20 protein-coding genes are annotated in these 22149 nt (G+C 54.0%); 16 read left to right on the top strand and 4 right to left on the bottom strand.

Going from position 1 to position 22149, the window contains the following annotated elements; genetic code table 11:
* Positions 1 to 7: 7 nt before the first annotated feature.
* The 13 genes from ftsI to lpxC all read left to right on the top strand — a co-directional run bounded on the left by ftsI (position 8) and on the right by lpxC (position 16043).
* Entirely contained in the window at positions 8 to 1801 is a 1794-nt protein-coding gene (ftsI, locus tag AAZR23_RS10210) for a peptidoglycan glycosyltransferase FtsI (protein ID WP_166708347.1), read from the top strand.
* On the top strand, positions 1788 to 3275 hold the full coding sequence (murE, locus tag AAZR23_RS10205) for a UDP-N-acetylmuramoyl-L-alanyl-D-glutamate--2,6-diaminopimelate ligase (RefSeq protein ID WP_434692258.1): 1488 nt from the start codon (positions 1788 to 1790) through the stop codon (positions 3273 to 3275). Before ftsI ends, murE begins: the two co-directional genes overlap by 14 nt.
* Positions 3272 to 4645, top strand: a complete 1374-nt coding sequence (gene murF / locus AAZR23_RS10200) for a UDP-N-acetylmuramoyl-tripeptide--D-alanyl-D-alanine ligase (RefSeq protein ID WP_166708345.1) — start codon at positions 3272 to 3274, stop codon at positions 4643 to 4645. Before murE ends, murF begins: the two co-directional genes overlap by 4 nt.
* Positions 4639 to 5721, top strand: coding sequence for a phospho-N-acetylmuramoyl-pentapeptide-transferase (gene mraY / locus AAZR23_RS10195; RefSeq protein ID WP_046894505.1), 1083 nt, complete (start codon positions 4639 to 4641; stop codon positions 5719 to 5721). The genes murF and mraY overlap by 7 nt, the downstream gene beginning before the upstream one ends.
* Positions 5722 to 5723: 2 nt before the next feature.
* A complete protein-coding gene (murD, locus tag AAZR23_RS10190; protein WP_107678990.1) occupies positions 5724 to 7040 on the top strand; it encodes a UDP-N-acetylmuramoyl-L-alanine--D-glutamate ligase in 1317 nt (438 codons plus the stop codon).
* The gene (ftsW, locus tag AAZR23_RS10185) at positions 7037 to 8230 is read left to right on the top strand and encodes a cell division protein FtsW (protein ID WP_107678989.1); all 1194 of its coding nucleotides are present in this window, start codon (positions 7037 to 7039) and stop codon (positions 8228 to 8230) included. The genes murD and ftsW overlap by 4 nt, the downstream gene beginning before the upstream one ends.
* Entirely contained in the window at positions 8227 to 9300 is a 1074-nt protein-coding gene (gene murG / locus AAZR23_RS10180) for an undecaprenyldiphospho-muramoylpentapeptide beta-N-acetylglucosaminyltransferase (RefSeq protein ID WP_046894502.1), read from the top strand. The genes ftsW and murG overlap by 4 nt, the downstream gene beginning before the upstream one ends.
* A gap of 25 nt (positions 9301 to 9325) precedes the next feature.
* Positions 9326 to 10792 carry a UDP-N-acetylmuramate--L-alanine ligase gene (gene murC, locus AAZR23_RS10175; RefSeq protein WP_432692623.1) on the top strand — a complete coding sequence of 489 codons (1467 nt, stop codon included), beginning with the start codon at positions 9326 to 9328 and terminating at the stop codon, positions 10790 to 10792.
* A gap of 2 nt (positions 10793 to 10794) precedes the next feature.
* Positions 10795 to 11712 (top strand): D-alanine--D-alanine ligase, encoded by a 918-nt coding sequence (locus AAZR23_RS10170; RefSeq protein WP_054425080.1) that lies wholly within the window; start codon positions 10795 to 10797, stop codon positions 11710 to 11712.
* 1 nt (position 11713) lies between these two features.
* The gene (ftsQ, locus tag AAZR23_RS10165; protein ID WP_046894499.1) at positions 11714 to 12517 is read left to right on the top strand and encodes a cell division protein FtsQ; all 804 of its coding nucleotides are present in this window, start codon (positions 11714 to 11716) and stop codon (positions 12515 to 12517) included.
* 34 nt (positions 12518 to 12551) lie between these two features.
* A complete protein-coding gene (gene ftsA / locus AAZR23_RS10160) occupies positions 12552 to 13808 on the top strand; it encodes a cell division protein FtsA (RefSeq protein WP_046894498.1) in 1257 nt (418 codons plus the stop codon).
* 61 nt (positions 13809 to 13869) lie between these two features.
* Positions 13870 to 15027 (top strand): cell division protein FtsZ, encoded by a 1158-nt coding sequence (gene ftsZ, locus AAZR23_RS10155; protein WP_166708341.1) that lies wholly within the window; start codon positions 13870 to 13872, stop codon positions 15025 to 15027.
* 98 nt (positions 15028 to 15125) lie between these two features.
* Complete coding sequence (lpxC, locus tag AAZR23_RS10150; protein WP_025152783.1) at positions 15126 to 16043, top strand: UDP-3-O-acyl-N-acetylglucosamine deacetylase; 918 nt, start codon at positions 15126 to 15128, stop codon at positions 16041 to 16043.
* Positions 16044 to 16120: 77 nt separating this feature from the next.
* On the opposite strand, the gene AAZR23_RS10145 is transcribed toward lpxC, so the two are convergent.
* Positions 16121 to 16645 (bottom strand): DUF721 domain-containing protein, encoded by a 525-nt coding sequence (locus AAZR23_RS10145; RefSeq protein WP_434692251.1) that lies wholly within the window; start codon positions 16643 to 16645, stop codon positions 16121 to 16123.
* A 3-nt stretch (positions 16646 to 16648) separates the two neighbouring features.
* Between AAZR23_RS10145 and secM the strand changes: the two genes are divergently transcribed.
* The 3 genes from secM (at position 16649) to mutT (ending at position 20469) form a co-directional block, all read left to right on the top strand.
* Entirely contained in the window at positions 16649 to 17191 is a 543-nt protein-coding gene (gene secM / locus AAZR23_RS10140) for a secA translation cis-regulator SecM (protein WP_349417353.1), read from the top strand.
* Positions 17192 to 17273: 82 nt separating this feature from the next.
* Entirely contained in the window at positions 17274 to 19985 is a 2712-nt protein-coding gene (gene secA, locus AAZR23_RS10135; protein ID WP_166708340.1) for a preprotein translocase subunit SecA, read from the top strand.
* Between the two features lie 91 nt (positions 19986 to 20076).
* The gene (gene mutT, locus AAZR23_RS10130) at positions 20077 to 20469 is read left to right on the top strand and encodes an 8-oxo-dGTP diphosphatase MutT (protein WP_046894615.1); all 393 of its coding nucleotides are present in this window, start codon (positions 20077 to 20079) and stop codon (positions 20467 to 20469) included.
* Between the two features lie 54 nt (positions 20470 to 20523).
* Here the strand turns inward: mutT and yacG are convergent, their stop codons facing one another.
* Genes yacG through coaE form a run of 3 tightly spaced genes read right to left on the bottom strand, consistent with a single transcriptional unit; the run spans position 20524 to position 22110 of the window.
* Complete coding sequence (gene yacG, locus AAZR23_RS10125) at positions 20524 to 20730, bottom strand: DNA gyrase inhibitor YacG (RefSeq protein ID WP_434692246.1); 207 nt, start codon at positions 20728 to 20730, stop codon at positions 20524 to 20526.
* A 13-nt stretch (positions 20731 to 20743) separates the two neighbouring features.
* A complete protein-coding gene (gene zapD, locus AAZR23_RS10120) occupies positions 20744 to 21496 on the bottom strand; it encodes a cell division protein ZapD (RefSeq protein WP_166708339.1) in 753 nt (250 codons plus the stop codon).
* Positions 21493 to 22110, bottom strand: a complete 618-nt coding sequence (gene coaE / locus AAZR23_RS10115) for a dephospho-CoA kinase (RefSeq protein WP_166708338.1) — start codon at positions 22108 to 22110, stop codon at positions 21493 to 21495. Before coaE ends, zapD begins: the two co-directional genes overlap by 4 nt.
* Between the last annotated feature and the right edge of the window lie 39 nt (positions 22111 to 22149).

Here is a 22149-nt window from a genome sequence, read left to right as displayed (position 1 = left end):
CGAAGGCATGAAAAGCAAAAAATCAGCAGGCAAAACGCAGGGCGGAGCCCGTATCAAACGTCCGGAAGAAAAAGCCAGTTTTATCAGCTGGCGTTTTGCGTTGTTATGCGGCGGTATCGGGATTGCCCTCGCCGCACTGCTGATCCGGGTGGCGTATTTACAGATTATCAACCCGGACATGCTGGTGAAAGAAGGTGACATGCGTTCGCTGCGTGTCCAGGAGATCCCGACCGCACGCGGCATGATCAGCGACCGTATGGGGCGGCCTCTGGCAGTCAGTGTGCCGGTGAATGCGGTCTGGGCAGACCCGAAAGAGTTAGCTGACAAAGGCGGGGTAGGGGATGACACCCGCTGGCGTGCACTGTCCGAAGCGCTGAATATTCCGCTCGACCAGGTGAAAAGCAAAGTCACGGCAAACCCGAAAGGTCGCTTTGTTTACCTGGCGCGCCAGGTCAACCCGACCATCGGCGATTACGTGAAAAAACTGAATCTGCCGGGAATTTATTTACAGGCAGAATCAAAACGGTATTACCCGTCCGGTTCAGTCACCGCTCACATTATCGGTGTTACCAACATTGATGATGAGGGGATTGAAGGGGTCGAAAAAAGCTTTGACCGCTGGCTGACCGGGGTTCCGGGACAGCGGACAGTCCGGAAAGACCGCGGCGGCCGTGTTATTGAAGACACCATCGCCCGTGAAAGTCAGGCCGGACACAACCTGACACTCAGTATTGATGAACGTTTACAGGCGCTGGTATACCGCGAAATCAGCAGTGCGGTGGCACTGAACAAGGCGGAATCCGGCACAGCGATTCTGGTGGATGTGAACACCGGGGAAATTCTGGCGATGGCGAACAGCCCGTCCTATAACCCCAACAACCTCCAGGGAACGCCGAAAGATGCCATGCGTAACCGTGCTATCACCGATATTTTTGAACCGGGCTCGACGGTAAAACCTCTGGTGGTGATGAGTGCGCTGCACAATAACATCATCAAACCGAACAGCGTGGTGAATACTTATCCGTACCGGATCAGTGGTCATGAAATCAAAGACGTAGGCCGTTATGCCGAACTGACCATCACCGGTATTTTACAGAAATCGAGTAACGTAGGGGTTTCAAGACTTGCGTTAGCGATGCCCGCTCAGGAACTCGTGGACGTCTATTCGCGTTTCGGGCTGGGAAAACCGACCAATCTGGGGCTGGTCGGGGAAAGCAGTGGCATATATCCAAGTAAAAAAACACGGTGGTCTGAACTTGAAAGGGCCACCTTTTCTTTCGGCTACGGGCTGATGGTAACACCGTTACAGTTAGCGCGGGCCTATGCAACAATCGGCAGTTTCGGGATCTACCGCCCGCTGTCCATTACGAAAGTGGACCCGCCTGTACCGGGTACCCGCGTCTTCCCTGAGCCGGTGATGAAAACCGTGGTTCAGATGATGGAAAGTGTTGCGTTACCGGGCGGCGGCGGAACGCGCGCTGCGATCAAAGGGTATCGCGTGGCGATTAAAACCGGGACCGCGAAAAAAGTGGGCGACGACGGAAAGTACGTGAACCGCTATATCGCCTACACCGCCGGGGTTGCGCCGGCAAGCCGTCCGCGTTTTGCTCTGGTTGTGATCATCAACGACCCGCAGGGCGGCAAGTATTACGGGGGTGCGATCTCCGCACCGGTATTCGGTGCCATCATGGGCGGTGTTCTGCGGACAATGAACGTGGAACCGGATGCGCTGACACCGGAAGAACAAACCAATGAAGTGGTTACTAATAAACCAAAAGAGGGTACAAGTGGCAGATCGTAATTTGCGCGATTTACTCGCGCCGCTCGGTGTTGATGCACCGGCTAAGGCGTTACGTGATATGACCCTGGACAGCCGCAAAGCGGCTGCCGGTGATCTGTTCCTGGCGGTAAAAGGCCACCAGTCTGACGGGCGTCACTACATTCCTCAGGCCATCGCTCAGGGCGTGGCTGCCGTGGCGGCGGAAGCGGATGGTGCGGCGGAAGACGGCAGTGTGCAGGTACTGCATGGTGTACCGGTGGTTTACCTCAGCCATCTGAATGAAAAATTATCCCGTCTGGCCGGTGAGTTCTATCACCATCCGGCGGAGCGTCTGAAACTGATCGGTGTTACCGGGACTAACGGTAAAACCACTACCACTCAGCTGCTGGCGCAGTGGACACAGGCGATGGGCGAAACCAGCGCTGTGATGGGAACAGTCGGTAACGGGCTGCTCGGTCATGTGATCCAGACAGAAAACACTACCGGCTCTGCGGTGGATATCCAGCTCGAACTGGACAAACTGGCAAAAAAAGGTGCCACCGTGGCGGCGATGGAAGTCTCCTCTCACGGACTGGTGCAAAGCCGTGTGGCGGCACTGCCGTTCCGTGCTGCCGTCTTTACCAACTTAAGCCGTGACCACCTCGATTACCACGGTGATATGGCTAATTATGAAGCTGCCAAATGGCTGCTGTTCTCAACCCATCACAGCGAACAAAAAATTATTAATGCGGATGATGAGACCGGGCTGAAATGGCTGGCAAAACTGCCGGAAGCGGTAGCCGTCACAATGGAAGATAACCTGCCCGCCAACTGGCAGGGGCGTTTCCTGAAAGCCGTTTCTGTGAATTATCACGACAGCGGTGCTCACATCGCCTTTACCTCAAGCTGGGGTGACGGTGAACTGGACAGCCCGCTGATGGGCGCCTTTAACGTCAGCAATCTGCTGGTGGCTGCGGCAACACTGCTGGCCCTGGGTTATGACCTGAAAGCATTGCTGAACAGCGCAACCGCGTTAACACCGGTCTGCGGCCGGATGGAAGTGTTCACGGCGGATAACCGTCCGACCGTTGTGGTGGATTACGCCCACACCCCGGATGCACTGGAAAAAGCCCTGAGTGCGGCGCGTCTGCATACCAAAGGCAAGCTGTGGTGTGTCTTCGGCTGCGGCGGTGACCGCGATAAAGGCAAACGTCCGCTGATGGGCGCAATCGCTGAGCAGGAGTCCGATGTGGTGGTGATCACGGACGACAATCCGCGCAGCGAAGAGCCGCAGGCTATCATCAATGACATTATGGCAGGACTGGTTGATACCTCCCGCGCACTGCCGATCCCGGGACGTGCGGAAGCTGTGACATTTGCGGTGATGCAGGCAAAACCGGACGACGTGGTGCTGGTGGCAGGAAAAGGACATGAGGATTATCAGCTGGTCGGCAACCGCCGTCTGGATTACTCTGACCGTCTGACCGTCGCCCGCCTGCTGGGAGTGATGGCATGATCCCGTTCTCCCTTGCTGATATCGCACAACTGACCGCCGGGGAGCTTATCCTCAGCGGCCACGCGTCATCAGAAATGATTGAGAGCATTACCACTGACAGCCGCACTATCGGTGAACGTGCCTTGTTTATCGCCCTGGCCGGTGAACGTTTTGATGCTCATGATTTTATTGCGGATGTAGCCGCGAAAGGGGTTGCCGCTGTTCTGGTCAACCGTCGTATGGATGTGAACTGTCCGCAGATTATCGTTAAAGATACCCGCCTGGCGCTGGGTACGGTGGCAAAAGGCAACCGTGACCGCAGCGGGGCAAAGGTCGTCGCGCTGACCGGATCTTCCGGCAAAACGTCTGTCAAAGAGATGACGGCTGCCATTTTACAGCAAGCAGGCGAAACGCTGTTTACCGCCGGTAACTTTAACAATGATATCGGTGTACCGCTGACACTGCTGCGTCTGACAGAAAAACATCAGTTTGCGGTGATTGAACTGGGTGCCAACCACACCGGTGAAATCGCCTATACCGCGGCGATGACACATCCGCAGACTGTACTGGTGAATAACCTGTTTGCCGCCCATATCGGTGAATTTGGTTCCGCAGAGGCCATCGCACAGGCGAAAGGGGAAATTTTCACCGGCCTGACGGACGAAGGCACCGCCATTATTAATCTCGAAAGCAATGATATCACTCACTGGCAGGCTCATCTGACCCCGCGCCAGACCCGCTGGAGTTTCTCCGTTGATCCGCATCCGCAGGCTGATTTTTACGCCACCGGTGTGGTGATGAATCCGCTGACCACCGATTTTACCCTGCACACACCGGCAGGCAGCACTGCTGTCACCCTGCCGCAGCCGGGGCGTCACAATATCGCCAACGCACTTGCGGCGGCGGCACTGGCACTTTCTGCCGGGGCGACACTGGCGGATATCCGCAGTGGTCTGGCGCAGACCCGTGCGGTTCCCGGCCGCTTATATCCGGTTGAGATAGCTCCCGGTAAGCTGGTGATTGACGATACTTACAATGCAAATGACGGCTCGATGATTGCAGCAATCCGTGTGCTGGCACAGTTGCCGGGATACCGTGTGCTGGTTGCCGGGGATATCGGCGAGCAGGGCGGTTATGCCGAAGAGAGTCACCGCAGAGTCGGGCAGGCTGCCCGTGATGCAGGGCTGGATGCGGTATTTACCGCCGGTCAGCTCAGCCATTTTATCAGTGATGAGTGCCAGGGACGCCATTTCGCTGACAAAACAACCCTCATTGCTGCGCTGGCACCGCTGGTGGCACAGCATTCATCAATTTCAATTTTAGTTAAAGGTTCACGCAGCTCCGCAATGGAAGAAGTTGTGCACGCCTTGCAGGAGAATGTCCCATGCTGATTTGGCTGGCTGAGTATCTGGTGCAGTTTCACACTGCGTTTAACGTCTTCTCTTACCTGACGTTCCGCGCCATCGTCGGCCTGCTGACCTCGCTGATTATCGCATTATGGATGGGACCGCATGTGATTGCGTATCTTCAGAAAATGCAGATTGGCCAGGTTGTCCGCAGCGAGGGGCCGGAATCGCACTTCAGCAAGCGCGGTACACCGACCATGGGCGGCATGATGATCCTGTTTTCCATCGCCATTTCTGTTCTGCTGTGGGCGCGTCTGGATAACCCGTATGTCTGGTGTGTGCTGCTGGTGCTGATCGGCTACGGTATTGTCGGTTTTATCGATGACTACCGCAAAGTCGTGCGTAAAGACACCAAAGGGCTGATAGCCCGCTGGAAATATTTCTGGCAGTCCGTACTGGCGCTGACCGTGGCGTTCAGCATGTATGCCATCGGCAAAGACACCCCGGCGACACAGCTGGTGGTGCCGTTCTTTAAAGATGTGATGCCTCAGCTGGGTGTGCTCTATATCCTGCTGGCGTATTTCGTCATTGTCGGTACCAGTAACGCGGTAAACCTGACAGACGGCCTCGACGGCCTCGCGATTATGCCGACCGTCTTTGTGGCTGCCGGTTTTGCACTGGTGGCCTGGGCGACCGGTAACGTAAATTTCGCTCATTATCTGCATATCCCGTATCTGCCGTATGCCGGGGAACTGGTGATTGTCTGTACCGCGATTGTCGGTGCAGGGCTGGGGTTCCTGTGGTTTAACACCTATCCGGCACAGGTCTTTATGGGCGATGTCGGCTCGCTGGCACTCGGCGGTGCGCTGGGTACGATTGCTGTTCTGCTGCGCCAGGAATTCCTGCTGCTGATTATGGGCGGTGTGTTCGTGGTGGAAACTCTGTCGGTGATTTTACAGGTCGGCTCCTTCAAATTACGCGGTCAGCGTATTTTCCGGATGGCACCTATTCATCACCATTATGAATTAAAAGGCTGGCCTGAGCCGCGGGTGATTGTCCGCTTCTGGATTATCTCTCTGATGTTAGTGCTGATCGGTCTGGCGACACTCAAGGTACGTTAATCATGACGAATTATCAGGGGAAAGACATTGTGATTGTCGGGCTCGGTTTAACCGGGCTTTCCTGTGTGGACTTTTTTCTGTCACGCGGTGTTACGCCGAAAGTGATGGATACCCGCACCTCCCCGCCCGGCATCGATAAGCTGCCGGACAGCGTTCAGCGTCACTGCGGCGGGTTTGAAACGCAGTGGCTGCTGGATGCAGACCTGATTATCGCAAGCCCCGGTGTGGCCGTCAGTACCCCGCAATTACAGGCAGCGGCAGAAGCCGGCGCGGAAATTATCGGTGATATCGAATTATTTGCCCGCGAAGTGACTGTCCCGGTTGTGGCGATCACCGGTTCGAACGGCAAAAGCACCGTGACCTCCCTGGTGGGGGAAATGGGGCGCTGCGCCGGTCTGCGTACCGGTGTCGGCGGTAATATCGGTCTGCCTGCCCTTGAACTGCTGAAAGGCGATTACGAGCTCTGTGTGCTCGAGTTATCCAGTTTTCAGCTGGAAACGACGTTCAGCCTGAAACCGGCGGCGGCGACTGTCCTGAATGTTACTGAAGATCATATGGATCGCTATCCGCAGGGGCTGGAACAGTACCGTGCGGCAAAACTGCGCGTTTATCACGACGCTGCGGTCTGCGTGTATAACGCGGAAGATGCGCTGACTCAGCCGGGCTGTGATTGTGACCGGTCTGAATATGTCAGCTTCGGCACCGAAACCGGGGATTACTGGCTCGATACCGATGAGCAGTCACTCTGCTTCTGCGGCGAAAAAATTATCGGCTGCAATGAGATGATCCTGCACGGTCAGCATAACTATTGTAATGCGCTGGCGGCACTGGCTCTGGCGGATGCGGTCAATATTCCGCGTGAGGGTGCGCTGAAAGCACTGCGCACATACAGCGGTCTGCCGCACCGTTTTCAGCTGGTGCATGAATCGGCGGGCGTCCGCTGGATTGATGATTCCAAAGCGACCAATGTCGGCAGCACCGAAGCGGCACTGAACGGTTTACAGGTTGACGGCTGTCTGCATCTGCTGCTCGGCGGCGACGGTAAATCAGCGGATTTCTCACCGCTGCTGCCGTATCTGAGCGGTGAAAAAATCCGTCTTTACTGTTTCGGCCGTGACGGCGCACAGCTTGCACAACTGCGTCCGGATGTCTCTCTGCTGACAGACACCATGGAGCAGGCCATGCGGGCACTGGCACCATCGCTGGCAGACGGGGATATGGTGCTGTTATCACCGGCCTGTGCAAGTCTGGATCAGTTCCGTAATTTTGAAGAGCGCGGGCGTGAATTTGCCCGTCTGGCACGGGAGTTGGCGGCATGAAATTCCCCGGATCACAGCGTTTTAAAAACTGGATGATCGGCGAGCGTAACGGCGAGTTCAGTACGGTCGTGATGTATGACCGGACACTGCTGTGGTTTGCACTGGGACTGGCTGCGATTGGCTTTGTGATGGTGACCTCCGCCTCGATGCCCGTCGGGCAGCGTCTGGCGGAAGATCCGTTTTATTTTGCCAAGCGTGACGGCGGCTTCTTAATTTTTTCTTTTATTATCGCTGCCGTGATTATGCGTTTCCCGCTGGAAATGTGGCAGCGTTACAGCACATTACTGCTGATTGGTACGATCGGCGGGCTGATAGTGGTTCTCGGCGTGGGCAGTTCCGTTAACGGGGCATCGCGCTGGATTGCGATCGGGCCGATGCGTATTCAGCCGGCGGAAGTATCAAAACTGGCACTGTTTGTCTATCTGGCAAGCTATCTGGTGCGCAAGGTGGATGAAGTCAGAAATAACTTCTGGGGATTCTGCAAGCCGATGGGCGTGATGTTTGTGCTGGCGGTGCTGCTCCTGTTACAGCCGGATCTCGGTACGGTGGTTGTGCTGTTTGTCACCACACTGGCACTGCTGTTCCTGGCGGGTGCCAAGATGTGGCAGTTTATCGCGATTATCGGCGGCGGTGTCGCTGCTGTGGTACTGCTGATTATTGCAGAACCTTACCGTATGCGGCGTGTGACCTCGTTCCTTGATCCGTGGGAAGATCCGTTCGGCAGCGGTTATCAGTTAACACAGTCACTGATGGCATTCGGCCGCGGTGATTATTTCGGCCAGGGGCTGGGAAATTCCATTCAGAAAATGGAATATCTGCCGGAAGCCCATACCGACTTTATTTTTGCCATCCTCGGTGAGGAACTGGGGTACTTCGGTGTGATTCTGGTGCTGCTGATGGTCTTTTTTGTCGCGTTCCGCGCGATGGTTATCGGCCGCCGCGCACTGATGATAGATCAGCGCTTTGCCGGTTTTCTTGCCTGTGCTATCGGCATCTGGTTCAGTTTCCAGGCGCTGGTTAACGTCGGCGCGGCCTCCGGTATGCTGCCGACCAAAGGGCTGACACTGCCGCTGATCAGTTACGGCGGTTCCAGTTTAGTGATTATGACCGCAGCCATTGCCTTGCTGCTGCGGATTGATTTTGAAACACGCCTGGCCAAAGCCCAGGCATTCTCAAGGAGAGCGCGATGAGTAATAAAGCCCCCCGTCTGATGGTGATGGCCGGTGGTAGTGGCGGACATGTATTTCCGGGGCTTGCGGTTGCGCACTATTTACAGAGTCAGGGCTGGGAAATCCGCTGGCTGGGTACCCGTGACCGGATGGAAGCTCAGCTTGTGCCGAAACACGGTATTGATATCGATTTTATTGAGATTACCGGTCTGCGCGGCAAAGGCGTGAAAGCTTTGCTCACCGCGCCGTTCCGTATCGCGAAAGCGATAAAACAAGCGAAAAAAATTATGCGTGACTACCAGCCGGATGCCGTGCTCGGCATGGGCGGGTTTGTCTCCGGCCCCGGCGGTGTGGCGGCCTGGCGCTGCGGAATTCCGGTGATCCTGCATGAACAGAACGGTGTGGCCGGTCTGACAAACGGCTGGCTGTCGAAAATCGCCACCACTGTATTACAGGGATTCCCGGGCGCGTTCCCGCAGGCACCGGTGGTTGGTAACCCGGTGCGTGAGGATATCCTGAACCTGCCGTCACCGGCTGAACGTTTTGCCGGGCGCGAAGGGCCGGTCCGCATTCTGGTTATCGGCGGCAGCCAGGGCGCACGCGTCCTGAACCAGACCCTGCCGGAAGTGGCCGGTATTATGGGGGATGCCGTCTGTATCCGCCATCAGGCCGGCAAAGGCAGTGCGGAAAGCACACAGGAACTGTATAACGCACAGGGTGCGTCAGACAGCGTGACTGTCACAGAATTTATTGATGACATGGTTGAAGCTTATACCTGGGCGGATGTGGTTATCTGCCGCTCCGGGGCGCTGACCGTCAGTGAGATTGCGGTTGTCGGGCTGGGCGCGATTTTTGTGCCGTTTCAGCATAAAGATCGCCAGCAATACTGGAATGCACTGCCGCTGGAACAGGCGGGAGCCGCTGTGATTACAGAGCAGCCATCCTTTAATGCACAGGCGGTGGCAGAGCAGTTGCGCGAGTGGGACAGACCACGCCTGCTGACCATGGCGGAAAAAGCAAGAAGTGTCGCAATTACCGATGCTACCAAACGGGTGGCAGATGCAATTATTGCGGCAGCGAAGAAAAACTAACGAATTGATATAGCGAAGAAATAACGTGAATACACAGCAATTGGCGAAATTACGATCCTTCATTCCGGAAATGAAACGCGTCCGGCACATTCACTTTGTCGGTATCGGCGGCGCCGGTATGGGCGGGATAGCGGAAGTGCTGGCGAACGAAGGTTATGAGATCAGCGGGTCTGATCTGGCGCCGAATGCGGTAACAAAACAGCTGACTAACCTGGGCGCGACGATTTATTTCAATCACCGCCCGGAAAATGTGGCAGACGCCAGTGTGGTGGTGGTATCCACCGCGATTTCAGCGGATAACCCGGAAATTGTTGCGGCACGTGAAGCCCGTATTCCGGTGATCCGCCGCGCGGAAATGCTCGCGGAGCTGATGCGCTTCCGTCACGGTGTGGCGATTGCCGGTACGCACGGCAAAACCACCACCACAGCGATGATTTCCGGCATTTACGGCCGCGGCGGTCTGGACCCGACGTTCGTCAACGGCGGTCTGGTCAAAGCGGCCGGTGTGCATGCACGTCTCGGTTCAAGCCGTTATCTGATTGCGGAAGCGGATGAAAGCGATGCCTCTTTCCTGCATTTACAGCCGATGGTGGCCGTGGTCACTAATATCGAGCCGGATCACATGGATACCTATCACGGTGATTTTGAAACGCTGAAAGATACCTTTGTGAACTTCCTGCATAACCTGCCGTTCTACGGCCTTGCCGTGGTATGTATGGATGATGCGGTGATCCGCGACATTGTGCCGCGTATCGGCCGCTATGTGATTACCTATGGTTTTCATGAGGATGCGGATGTCCGTATCACTGATTTTGAACAGCGCGGTTCACAATGCTTCTTCACTGTTCACCGGGAAAGTCTGCCTGATATGAAGGTGGAGCTGAATGCACCGGGCCGTCACAACGTGCTGAATGCCACGGCAGCAATTGCGGTCGCGACAGAAGAAGGCATTCCGGATGAGGATATCCTGGCGTCTCTGCGTGAATTCCAGGGCACCGGGCGCCGTTTTGACTTCCTCGGCAACTTCCCGCTGGAGCATGTGAATGAGAAAGAAGGCAGCGTGATGCTGGTGGACGATTACGGCCATCACCCGACCGAAGTGGATGCGACGATTAAAGCGGCGAGAGCAGGCTGGCCGGATAAGCGGATTGTGATGGTATTTCAGCCGCACCGCTACACCCGTACCCGTGATCTGTATGAGGATTTTGCCAACACGCTGGATCAGGTCGATATCCTGCTGATGCTGGATGTGTATGCCGCCGGTGAACCGGCAATTCCGGGGGCGGACAGCCGTTCCCTGTGTCGTACAATCCGTCAGCGCGGTAAGCTGGACCCGATCCTGGTCACCGAACCGGGCAAAATTTCTGCGGTGCTGGCACAGGTTCTTGAAGATAATGATTTAATACTGGTTCAAGGCGCCGGAAATATCGGTAAAATAGCGCGTACATTGGCTGACACAAAATTACGGCCGGTTTTGAGTGAGGATAATTAAGAATGACTGAAAAAGTCGCGGTACTGATGGGCGGTACATCCGCAGAACGTGAAGTCTCTCTGGCTTCAGGTGCGGCGGTTCTTGCCGGTTTAAAAGAAGCCGGTATTAATGCATTTGCGGTGGATACCAAAGAGTATCCGGTTATCCGCCTGAAGGAAGATGGTTTTACCAAAGTCTTTATCGCGCTGCACGGCCGCGGCGGGGAAGACGGCACACTTCAGGGATGCCTGGAGCAGATGGGACTGCCGTACACCGGAAGTGGTGTGATGGCCTCCGCACTCTCTATGGATAAGCTGCGTACCAAACAGCTGTGGGCGGGCGCAGGTCTGCCGATTGCCCCGTATTTTGCCATCAACAAAGCCCGTTTCGCGCACATCAGTGATGAAGAATTACAGCAGGGTGTGGCACCGCTGGGTTATCCGGTGATTGTCAAACCAAGCCTGGAAGGTTCCAGTGTCGGCATGTCCAAAGTAGATAATGCACAGGCGCTGCGTCCGGCGCTGGAAGAAGCGTTTAAACACGACAAAGACGTGCTGGTGGAAAAATGGCTCAGCGGCCCTGAGTTCACCGTGGGTTTCCTGGGTGAGCAGATGCTGCCGTCTATCCGCATTCAGCCTGCGGCGGTATTCTACGACTACGAAGCCAAATATATTTCTGACGATACACAATATTTCTGTCCGGGCCTGGAAGGGGAACGTGAGACAGAAATCCGTGAGCTGGCAAAAGCCGCTTACAAAGCCGTGGGCTGTGAAGGCTGGGGCCGTGTGGATGTGATGCTCGACAGTGACGGGCAGTTCTACCTGCTGGAAGTCAATACATCTCCGGGTATGACCAATCACAGTCTGGTGCCGCAGGCAGCACGTCAGGCCGGTATGAGCTTCTCCGCCTTTGTTGCGGACGTTCTGGCACTGGCGGACTGATATGTCACAGGCTGCACTGAATATGCGTGAACCGGAACCGGATCAGGATTATGACGGTTCACGTCCCAGTAACGGCACATACCTTGCCGGGCTGCTGTTTTTCCTGATAGTGCTGGGAACGCTGGTCTGGGGGGGTCTGATGGTGCTGAACTGGATGAAAGATGCAGACCGCCTGCCGATGTCAAAACTGGTATTAACCGGTGAGCGCCATTACACGACAAACGATGATGTGCGCAAAGCGGTGTTATCCCTCGGGACGCCGGGCACGTTTATGACACTGGATGTCAATGAAGTTCAGCAGCAGCTGGAACGGATCCCGTGGTTACGTCAGGTCACTGTGCGCAAGCAGTGGCCGGACGAATTAAAAATTCATCTGGTCGAGTATGTGCCGTATGCACGCTGGAATGACGCACAGATGGTTGATGACGCAGGGCGGGTTTTCAGCCTGCCGGCGGAACTGACAGAAAAAGAATCTTTCCCGATGCTCTACGGGGCACAGGGCAGTGAACAGGATGTACTGAGCGGATATCGTGAGATGGCGCAACAGCTCAGCGGGACAGGACTGAAAATCAAATCAGCCTCAATGTCACCGCGTCATGCCTGGCAGCTGGTGCTGGATAACGATGTCCGGGTTGAACTCGGGCGGCTGGATACCAAAGGCCGGTTACAGCGTTTTATCGGGCTGTATCCGACTCTGGCGCAGGAACAGGACAAACGGGTTGATTATGTCGATCTCCGCTATGACAGCGGTGCTGCGGTCGGCTGGGCGCCATTGCAGATCGATCCTTTCGCAAACGGAAATTAAGACATAACAGGTAAAGAAGGCGGGCAGAATAACAATGATCAAAGCAACGGATAGAAAATTAGTCGTCGGCCTGGAAATAGGCACCGCCAAAGTATCTGCGCTTGTTGGTGAAATTCTGCCGGACGGTGTGGTGAACATTATCGGTGCGGGTAATTGCCCGTCACGCGGAATGGACAAAGGCGGCGTCAATGATCTGGAGTCGGTGGTAAAATGCGTACAGCGTGCCATCGACCAGGCGGAACTGATGGCGGACTGTCAGATTTCATCAGTTTATCTGGCGTTATCCGGCAAACACATCAGCTGCCAGAATGAAATTGGTATGGTGCCGATTTCAGAAGAAGAAGTGACCCAGGAAGATGTGGAGAATGTGGTGCACACGGCGAAATCTGTCCGTGTCCGCGACGAGCACCGTGTTCTGCATGTCATCCCGCAGGAATATGCCATCGATTACCAGGAAGGCATTAAAAACCCGGTGGGATTATCCGGTGTGCGGATGCAGGCAAAAGTGCATCTGATCACCTGTCATAACGACATGGCAAAAAATATTGTCAAAGCTGTTGAGCGCTGCGGGCTGAAAGTGGATCAGCTGATTTTCGCCGGTCTGGCCTCAAGCTTTGCGGTACTGACGGAAGATGAGCGCGAACTGGGTGTCTGTGTGGTGGACATCGGCGGCGGTACTATGGATATGGCGATTTACACCGGCGGCGCGCTGCGTCACACCCGTGTTATCCCGTATGCCGGTAACGTGGTGACCGGTGATATCGCTTACGCATTCGGTACACCGCCGAACGATGCGGAGGCAATTAAAGTCCGTCACGGTTGTGCTCTGGGAGCGCTGGTCAGCAAAGACGAAACGCTGGAAGTGCCGAGTGTCGGCGGGCGTCCGCCGCGCAGTTTACAGCGCCAGACATTAGCCGAAGTGATTGAGCCGCGTTACACCGAGTTACTCAATCTGGTTAATGACGAAATTTTGAAAGTACAGGAACAATTACGTCAGCAGGGTGTCAAACACCATTTGGCCGCTGGTATCGTGCTGACGGGTGGTGCGGCTCAGATTAACGGACTGGTTGAGTGCGCACAGCGTGTTTTCCATACACAGGTTCGTATCGGACAACCGCTTAACATAACCGGGTTAACGGATTATGCGCAGGAACCGTATTACTCTACAGCAGTAGGGTTACTGCATTACGGCAAAGAATCTCACCTGGTCGGCGATACCGAGACAGAAAAACGTGCCTCGGTGGGCAGTTGGTTTAAAAAATTAACTGGCTGGCTCAGAAAAGAATTTTAATTTGTATTAAGGCTGGCGATAATAGCGGCCATATAAGAAAGGCACAAAACGGAGAGAGATTATGTTTGAACCGATGGAATTGACCAACGACGCGGTGATTAAAGTCATCGGCGTCGGCGGGGGCGGCGGTAACGCTGTTGAGCATATGGTCCGTGAACGCATCGAAGGCGTTGAGTTCTTCGCTGTGAATACGGACGCTCAGGCGCTTCGTAAAACCGCCGTCGGCCAGACTATTCAGATTGGTAACGGGATCACCAAAGGCCTGGGTGCGGGTGCAAACCCGGAAGTGGGCCGTAACGCGGCGGAAGAAGATCGCGAAGCTCTGCGCAATGCACTCGACGGTGCGGACATGGTCTTTATCGCAGCCGGTATGGGCGGCGGTACAGGGACCGGTGCGGCACCTGTTGTTGCTGAAGTTGCCAAAGAGCTGGGCATTCTTACCGTTGCTGTGGTGACCAAGCCGTTCAACTTTGAAGGCAAAAAACGCATGGCATTCGCCGAGCAGGGGATTACTGAGTTATCCAAGCATGTTGACTCACTGATCACTATTCCGAATGACAAACTGCTGAAAGTATTAGGCCGCGGGATTTCTCTGCTGGATGCCTTCGGTGCTGCTAACGATGTGTTACGCGGCGCAGTTCAGGGTATCGCAGAACTGATCACCCGTCCGGGTCTGATGAACGTTGACTTCGCGGACGTCCGTACCGTGATGTCAGAAATGGGTTACGCAATGATGGGCTCCGGCGCGGCGCGCGGCGAAGACCGTGCGGAAGAAGCAGCCGAAATGGCGATCTCCAGCCCGTTGCTGGAAGATATCGACCTGTCCGGTGCGCGTGGTGTGCTGGTTAACATCACGGCGGGCTTTGACCTGCGTCTGGATGAGTTCGAAACCGTGGGTAACACTATCCGTGCGTTTGCATCGGATAATGCGACCGTGGTTATCGGTACTTCTTTAGACCCTGAAATGAACGATGAACTGCGTGTGACTGTGGTCGCGACCGGTATCGGCATGGACAAACGTCCGGAAATCACGCTGGTAACCAATAAAGCGGTACAGACCAACAACATGGAACATCGTTATGCACAAATGCAAAACAGCATGACCAGCATCGATGAGAGCAAATCAGTGGCACAGGTTGTCAACGATTCGTCAGCTCAGAGCAATAAAGAACCGGATTACTTAGATATCCCGGCTTTTTTACGCAAACAGGCTGACTAAACCGAAAAGATTTGCATCTCCGCTTTTTGTGCTAAACTATCTCCCTTGTCATTAGTTTATAATGACAGGGAGACAGTTAATCAAACGAGACAGAAACGATGATCAAACAAAGAACATTAAAGCGTATTGTTCAGGCTACGGGTGTGGGTTTACACACCGGTAAAAAAGTTACGCTGACAATGCGTCCGGCACCGGCCAATACCGGGATCATCTATCGCCGTACTGATCTTAATCCGCCTGTCGATTTTCCGGCAGATGCGAAATCCGTGCGTGATACGATGTTATGTACTTGTCTGGTAAATGAAGACAACGTACGTATTTCCACGGTTGAGCATTTAAACGCAGCACTGGCCGGGCTCGGCATTGATAACCTGGTTATCGAAGTCGATGCCGCTGAAATCCCGATTATGGATGGCAGCGCAAGCCCGTTCGTATTCCTGTTACTGGATGCCGGTATTGAAGAACTGAACAGCGCGAAGAAATTCCTGCGTCTGAAAGAGACCGTCCGTGTTGAAGATGGTGATAAGTGGGCTGAACTCTCTCCGTTTAACGGTTTCAGCTTAGATTTCACGATTGATTTCAACCATCCGGCGATCGATTCCAGCACTCAGCGCTACGCGATGAACTTCTCTGCGGAAAACTTTGTCCGGGATATCAGCCGTGCACGTACCTTCGGGTTCATGCGTGACATTGAATATCTCCAGTCCAAAGGCTTATGTTTAGGCGGAAGTTTTGACTGTGCTATCGTGGTGGATGATTACCGCGTGCTGAACGAAGACGGCCTGCGTTTTGAAGACGAATTCGTACGTCACAAAATGCTGGATGCTATCGGTGACCTGTTTATGTGCGGCCACAATATCATTGGTGCCTTCACGGCATTCAAATCCGGTCACGCACTGAATAACAAGTTACTTCAGGCTGTTCTGGCAAAAGAGAGCGCCTGGGAACTCGTGACATTCGAGAACGAAGCACAGATGCCGGTTGCATTCCGTGCACCGTCAACCGTACTGGCATAATCAGGTCATGGCACCACAGCTTGTTGCTCTGACCCTGACTCTCCTGTCACTGACGCTGTTTACCAAATAGCGTCTGCTTAATCTGCTGTACTGGTACTCTCTCCGGCCAGTGCAGCCAATTTCTCCAGTTTCTTCCTCAGTTTTTCCGGACTTCTCTGCGCCAGCGCTTTCAGCGCATTCGCACTTTCCGTACTCAGTTTCCGTCCCGGCTCTGCTGTTTTTTGTCCTCTGACATCTGAATTGCTGTTTTTATCATCACCCGGTCGCCCGGTTGACGATGATTTCATCAATGACGGGTTGATTTTGATGTCGATGGCCGATAATGATGGTAAAATCTCCCGGCGCAATGCGGAACGCAGCGCAGGAAGTTCATAACGCAGGCGGGTCATCTGTGCCGCATTAGAGACTTCCAGAATTAACAGTTGTTTGCGATAATTAGCCACACGGCAGTGCGGTTTGAGCATCGCGGGCAGCAGCGCCAGAACGGCGCGGTTGAGTTTAAGTAACACGACAGCACGCTGCTGAATACTTTTAAGGGTATTATTATCCTTAGTTCCGCTTTCCAGCAGACTTTCAAGGGAAACTGGCTGACTGTCGCGCATCACATATACTCCGGATCTCGTGAGGGAAACACTATTTTAAATCTTTGGCGGCAATTTGGCAGGCGTTATTTCTGGTGCCATCTCTTTATCGGGATTGTGGCGACCGGCTTTGGCCTGCCTGCAGTCCTGAACAGTGGTGATGTTACCACAGCCGGTGCCGGGACAACACAAAACCGCCAGAGTCAGGCATTATCCGCCTTTGACAGCCTGTTCCTGCAAAGCAGCCAGCCGGCGAGAACCTCACAGAGCATCAATTACTGGCAGCAGCATGCTGTCCGTAATGTTATCCGCCAGATTTCCTTTGCATTTTCCTGCCCGGAAGATGCGTCAAAAGATAATACCCCGGCAGAAGACCGGCATGATGCCTCCGCACAAAATATGCTGGCGGCACTGTATGCCATTCTGACCGATTCCCCGGCACTGCCTGTTTATCATCCGGTTGTTATGCCGCAGCGCATTGCCGCAGATAACCCGTCTCCGTCTTTTTCTGTTCAGTGGATTGCCCGCACCGGCGGCATCCGTGCAGGCCCCGTACAATCTGCGTAATATCTGCGTAATCCCCTAAAAGAAATTATTAACATATTGATTATTAACAAGGCCTGATTGTGCCTGAACAGAGACGTTTACTATGCTGGTAAAATTACTGACTAAAATCTTCGGCAGCCGGAATGACCGTACTTTACGCCGCCTGCGCAAATCCGTGGAAATTATCAACCGGATGGAACCTGAGTTCGAAAAACTCAGTGATGATGAATTAAAAGCCAAAACACAGGAATTCCGTGATCGCCTGGCAAAAGGTGAATCCGAGCAGGATATCTTACCGGAAGCATTTGCCACGGTGCGTGAAGCCAGTAAGCGTGTATTCGGCATGCGCCACTTTGATGTCCAGCTGATTGGCGGTATGGTGCTGAACGAACGCTGCATCGCCGAGATGCGTACGGGTGAGGGTAAAACGCTGACCGCGACACTGCCTGCCTACCTCAATGCCCTGTCCGGCAAAGGGGTTCACGTGGTGACAGTGAACGACTACCTCGCTCAGCGTGACGCCGAAAACAACCGTCCGCTGTTTGAATTCCTCGGTCTGACTGTCGGCATCAACCTGCCGGGCATGCCTGCACCGGCAAAACGCGAAGCGTATGCAGCTGATATCACCTACGGTACTAACAACGAATACGGTTTTGACTATCTGCGTGACAACATGGCGTTCAGCCCGGAAGAGCGTGTACAGCGTAAGCTGAACTATGCGCTGGTGGATGAGGTCGACTCCATCTTAATCGATGAAGCCCGTACCCCGCTGATTATCTCCGGTCCGGCAGAAGACAGCTCTGAGCTGTATATGAAAGTGGATAAACTGATCCCGCGCCTGATTCGTCAGGAAAAAGATGATTCCGATACCTTCAAAGGTGAAGGTCACTTCTCTGTGGATGAGAAATCCCGCCAGGTCACACTGACCGAGCGCGGCCTGGTGCTGGTGGAAGAGCTGCTGTCTGAGGCCGGTCTGATGAATGAAGGTGAATCACTGTACTCACCATCAAATATCATGCTGATGCATCACGTCATGGCGGGTCTGCGTGCGCACTCTCTGTTTGTCCGCGATGTGGATTATATCGTCAGCGAAGGTGAGGTCATCATCGTCGATGAACACACCGGCCGTACTATGCAGGGCCGCCGCTGGTCTGATGGTCTGCATCAGGCAGTGGAAGCCAAAGAAGGTGTGGAAATCCAGAATGAAAACCAGACACTGGCTTCCATCACATTCCAGAACTACTTCCGTTTATACACCAAACTGGCCGGGATGACCGGTACAGCGGATACGGAAGCTTTTGAATTCAGTTCAATTTATAAACTCGATACCATTGTTATCCCGACTAACCGTCCGATGATCCGTAAAGATTTACCGGATCTGGTCTATATGACAGAAGCTGATAAATTCAATGCCATCATTGAAGATATCCGTGAGCGTACCGCAGCCGGACAACCGGTGCTGGTGGGTACTATCTCTATCGAGAAGTCAGAACTTATCTCCAACGCACTGAAAAAAGCCAAAATTGAGCACAGTGTACTGAATGCCAAATTCCACGCCATGGAAGCGGATATCGTTGAACAGGCCGGTCGTTCCGGTCATGTGACTATCGCTACCAACATGGCGGGTCGTGGTACGGATATCGTGCTGGGCGGCAGCTTACAGGCAGATCTGGCCGCGCTGGATGAACCGACAGAAGAGAACATTGCTGCGGCGAAAGCCGCATGGCAGGAACGTCATGATGCCGTTCTGGCGGCAGGCGGTCTGCATATCATCGGTACCGAGCGCCATGAATCCCGTCGTATCGATAACCAGTTACGCGGTCGTTCAGGCCGTCAGGGTGATGCGGGTTCTTCCCGTTTCTACCTGTCTATGGAAGATGCACTGATGCGTATCTTCGCATCTGATCGTGTTACCGGCATGATGCGCAAACTGGGTATGAAAGAGGGTGAGGCGATTGAGCATCCGTGGGTGACCAAAGCGATTGCCAACGCACAGCGTAAAGTAGAAAGCCGCAACTTCGATATCCGTAAGCAACTGCTGGAATATGATGATGTGGCAAACGACCAGCGCCGCGCTATCTACACCCAGCGTAATGATCTGCTGGATAACGGCGATATCAGCGAAACTATCGACAGCATCCGTGGTGATGTCTTCACAACGGTTATCGATGCGCATATTCCGCCGCAGTCTCTGGAAGAAATGTGGGATATCCCGGGCCTGGAAAAACGTCTGGAACAGGATTTCGATTTACATCTGCCAATCAAAGAGTGGCTGGATAAAGAACCTGAGCTGCACGAAGAAACCCTGCGTGAGCGTATCCTCGATAAAGCGGTTGAGGTTTACAAAGCCAAAGAAGAGATTGTCGGCGCTGAAATGATGCGTCACTTCGAGAAAGGCGTGATGCTGCAAACGCTGGATACGCTGTGGAAAGAGCATCTGGCAGCGATGGATTATCTGCGTCAGGGTATCCATCTGCGTGGTTACGCACAAAAAGATCCGAAGCAGGAATACAAGCGTGAGTCTTTCTCCATGTTTGCTAACATGCTGGAAGGCCTGAAATATGAAGTGGTCAGTACCATTTCCAAAGTTCAGGTTCGTATGCCGGAAGAAGTGGAAGCTCTGGAGCAGCGCCGCCGCGAGGAAGCTGAACGTCTGGCACAGCGCCAGCAGCTCAGCCATGAAAATGACAATGCTGCGCTGATGACCAAAACGGAAGCGGAAATCGCATCCGGTGTCCGCAAAGTCGGCCGTAATGATCCGTGCCCTTGTGGTTCCGGCAAGAAATACAAACAGTGCCACGGTGCACTGAAATAATCAGTCCTGACAGACGATTAGCATAAAAAGCAAAAAGGCGGGGTCACTTCAAACCCCGCCTTTCTTCTGTAAATAAAACGGACAGAACATGATGGAAAAAAAACACTTACGTATTGCCGCCGGCGTTATCCGTAATGCAGAAGGCGATATCTTTATTGCTCAGCGCCCGGCTGAATCTCATATGGGCGGTTACTGGGAGTTTCCCGGCGGTAAACTGGAAGCCGGAGAGTCACCGGAACAGGCGCTGGTACGGGAGCTGGAAGAAGAACTGGGTATTGTGGCTGTGCCCGGTGAGCTGTTACAGACGGCAGAGCATGAGTTTCCGGATCGCCTGATCACCATTTATTTCTTCCTGGTGGAAGAGTGGCAGAACGCGCCTTACGGCCGAGAAGGCCAGCCGTCACGCTGGGTAAAACAAACAGCACTGATCGCAGAGGAGTTTCCGCCGGTCAACCGCGGGATTGTGGCATTACTGACGGAATAAGATTCAGATATACGGATGCGGCTGTTTTTGTTCAGCCGCTGTCCGGTAAGTTAATCAGTACGGTGAACTGTCTTCCGGTTCACTCCAGGCTTCACTGTCAGAAAGGTCACTCCGGCTGGCAATCCGTTTTTCTTCCGCAGCCCACTCCCCGAGATCAATTAACTGACAACGTTTACTGCAAAACGGGCGATACGGGCTTTCCGTCCCCCAGATAACTTCTTTTTTGCAATTCGGACAGTTAACGATAATAGCTTCTGACATAGCATCCTCCCTGCTAACAACAGGCAATTTCAAACGGTAAAGTAGCGGGTATTATACCGTGTTCGCTGTCAGTATGCAGGAAGCGTATGGCAAAACGTGTTTTGTGGCCGGAAACCTGCGGGTAAATCTGGCAATCAACCGGCAGACGCAGACGCAGTAAATCCGCGCCTTCCGCATTATCCTGATAAAAGCCGTTATGACTTTCGGCCGCGGCAAAAGGCGCGGACTGGCGCAGCAGTGTCAGCAGGCTGCTGAGTGCATTATTCAGCGGCTGCAAACCTGCAATCCAGGCGGCCTGCGTGTTATCACGCACACTCTGCGGCAGATTCAGCCACAGGTGGAGGTAAGGCAGATCAAAACCGCAGCAACCACCGGGAATACTCAGCCGCTGGCGGACAATGCTGATAATTTTATCGTCTTTCAGGTGCTGGGCGATGCGGGGGGCTTTACTCAGTTCTGCCGCTTTCTGTTTCAGTTCGTCTGAAAATCCGCGGATCAGGGCCTGGTCGGCGTTAGGCGCTTCAGCCCACATTGCCAGTTTCTTTTGCTGTTTTTCCAGCTCTTTTAAAATTTCTGAACGGACTTCACCGCGATCAATCACTTCGATAAATTCGGCGACAGCCCGGAAAAATGCCAGGCTTGACGGCAGAGAGTCGAGCGGGGACAGAGTGCTCATTTGCTGAAGTGATGTTTCAATACGCAGCCATGAACGGGTTCGTTCGTTTAATGGATGTTCAAAAGTAACAGACTGACGGATTTCGCTCATGGGTGTTCCTGTTTTGGCTGACGGGCCAACGCTGTATAATGTTCGTGCAGTGCAAGGACGCGGGGCATCAGCGGCTCATCGTTATCATGATTGGTCAGAATATCATCGGCAACGGAAAGACGTTGTTCACGGGATGCCTGCGCCCGGAGAATATTTTCGGCATGCTCTCCGGAAACGCCGTCACGGCGCATGGTACGGGCTATTTGTTCGTGCGGATAAACATCCACAACCAGTACGCGATCTGCCAGGGGAGCAAGGTTATTTTCAACCAGCAGAGGAACCACCCAAAGGGCATAAGGGGCTGTTACATTGTTAAGCTGCCGCCGGGTTTCCTGATGGATAAGCGGATGCAGTAACTGATTGAGCCATGCTTTTTCCTCCGGGTCTGCGAAGATTTCCCGGCGCAGCGCAGCTCTGTCCAGAGTGCCGTCTGCGGTCAGAATCCGCGGGCCGAAGTGCTCAGCAATAGCCTGCAATGCCGGTGTTCCCGGTTCAACCACCTGACGGGCGATAATATCCGCATCTGTTACAGGGACCCCGAGACGGGCAAACATATCCGCAACGGTACTTTTCCCGCTGCCGATACCCCCGGTTAACGCAACAATATAAGCCATTGTATTCCTGTATTGATCGAAACAACGGGTAAATTGTAC

The organism is Morganella sp. Je.2.23, assembly GCF_051129855.1.
Classification (GTDB): Bacteria; Pseudomonadota; Gammaproteobacteria; order Enterobacterales; family Enterobacteriaceae; genus Morganella; species Morganella sibonii.
This window is presented reverse-complemented; position numbering and strand designations above follow the sequence as displayed.

Coding starts and splice junctions, on each gene's coding strand:
- ftsW (WP_107678989.1), top strand. CDS start 7,037: ATGAAATTCCCCGGATCACAGCGTTTTAAAAACTGGATGATCGGCGAG.
- ftsA (WP_046894498.1), top strand. CDS start 12,552: ATGATCAAAGCAACGGATAGAAAATTAGTCGTCGGCCTGGAAATAGGC.
- zapD (WP_166708339.1), bottom strand. CDS start 21,496: ATGAGCGAAATCCGTCAGTCTGTTACTTTTGAACATCCATTAAACGAA.
- murG (WP_046894502.1), top strand. CDS start 8,227: ATGAGTAATAAAGCCCCCCGTCTGATGGTGATGGCCGGTGGTAGTGGC.
- AAZR23_RS10170 (WP_054425080.1), top strand. CDS start 10,795: ATGACTGAAAAAGTCGCGGTACTGATGGGCGGTACATCCGCAGAACGT.
- AAZR23_RS10145 (WP_434692251.1), bottom strand. CDS start 16,645: ATGCGCGACAGTCAGCCAGTTTCCCTTGAAAGTCTGCTGGAAAGCGGA.
- secA (WP_166708340.1), top strand. CDS start 17,274: ATGCTGGTAAAATTACTGACTAAAATCTTCGGCAGCCGGAATGACCGT.
- mraY (WP_046894505.1), top strand. CDS start 4,639: ATGCTGATTTGGCTGGCTGAGTATCTGGTGCAGTTTCACACTGCGTTT.
- ftsZ (WP_166708341.1), top strand. CDS start 13,870: ATGTTTGAACCGATGGAATTGACCAACGACGCGGTGATTAAAGTCATC.
- mutT (WP_046894615.1), top strand. CDS start 20,077: ATGGAAAAAAAACACTTACGTATTGCCGCCGGCGTTATCCGTAATGCA.
- lpxC (WP_025152783.1), top strand. CDS start 15,126: ATGATCAAACAAAGAACATTAAAGCGTATTGTTCAGGCTACGGGTGTG.
- ftsI (WP_166708347.1), top strand. CDS start 8: ATGAAAAGCAAAAAATCAGCAGGCAAAACGCAGGGCGGAGCCCGTATC.
- murD (WP_107678990.1), top strand. CDS start 5,724: ATGACGAATTATCAGGGGAAAGACATTGTGATTGTCGGGCTCGGTTTA.
- ftsQ (WP_046894499.1), top strand. CDS start 11,714: ATGTCACAGGCTGCACTGAATATGCGTGAACCGGAACCGGATCAGGAT.
- coaE (WP_166708338.1), bottom strand. CDS start 22,110: ATGGCTTATATTGTTGCGTTAACCGGGGGTATCGGCAGCGGGAAAAGT.
- yacG (WP_434692246.1), bottom strand. CDS start 20,730: ATGTCAGAAGCTATTATCGTTAACTGTCCGAATTGCAAAAAAGAAGTT.
- murF (WP_166708345.1), top strand. CDS start 3,272: ATGATCCCGTTCTCCCTTGCTGATATCGCACAACTGACCGCCGGGGAG.